This is a genomic window from Neisseria sp. SLRRB23, from assembly GCF_050896295.1.
Lineage (GTDB): Bacteria > Pseudomonadota > Gammaproteobacteria > Burkholderiales > Neisseriaceae > Neisseria.
Genome location: NZ_JBPBFH010000179.1, coordinates 1 through 380 on the forward strand (window position 1 = coordinate 1; position 380 = coordinate 380).

Annotated in this window: 1 protein-coding gene and 1 pseudogene; one reads left to right on the top strand and one right to left on the bottom strand. The window is 49.2% G+C overall.

Features of this window, described 5'->3' with window-relative positions; all coding sequences use genetic code 11:
* Window positions 1-120 precede the first annotated feature (120 nt).
* Window positions 121-291 (bottom strand): hypothetical protein, encoded by a 171-nt coding sequence (locus ACRPFF_RS11810; RefSeq protein ID WP_432674684.1) that lies wholly within the window; start codon window positions 289-291, stop codon window positions 121-123.
* Here ACRPFF_RS11810 and ACRPFF_RS11815 point away from each other — a divergent pair.
* Window positions 245-380 (top strand): annotated as a pseudogene (locus tag ACRPFF_RS11815) (shikimate kinase); the annotation flags it as partial. The gene ACRPFF_RS11810 and the pseudogene ACRPFF_RS11815 overlap by 47 nt on opposite strands.

Genomic DNA, 380 nt, shown 5'->3' on the forward strand with positions numbered 1-380 from the left:
GAAAAAGTCCAAAAAACTGCCAACATGGTTGGTCTGCGTCACAAATTCTAATCTGAAAAGATTGGTATCAACAAAAAGCCTTTCGTCAGACAGGCTTTTTTATTTGAAATGATTCGTTTGCTATTGAATGCGGCAGAAGTTGCGGAATACTTCGGCATCGGCAACGGTCAGGTTGAGCCTGCCGCCCAAAGGCGCGGTATCGAAGGAGCGGCTTTGCCCGACGGTGATATTGCCGTTGATTTGCGCCATGCTCAAAAAGCTGGTTATCCTGCCCCATATCGTCCTATCCACCTGCGTCGGTACCGTTTTAAAAGAATAAAACCGCGCTCTTATCCGCAAAAGCGCCATGGTCGCCTATCTGCACGCCCCACCCGAAACCC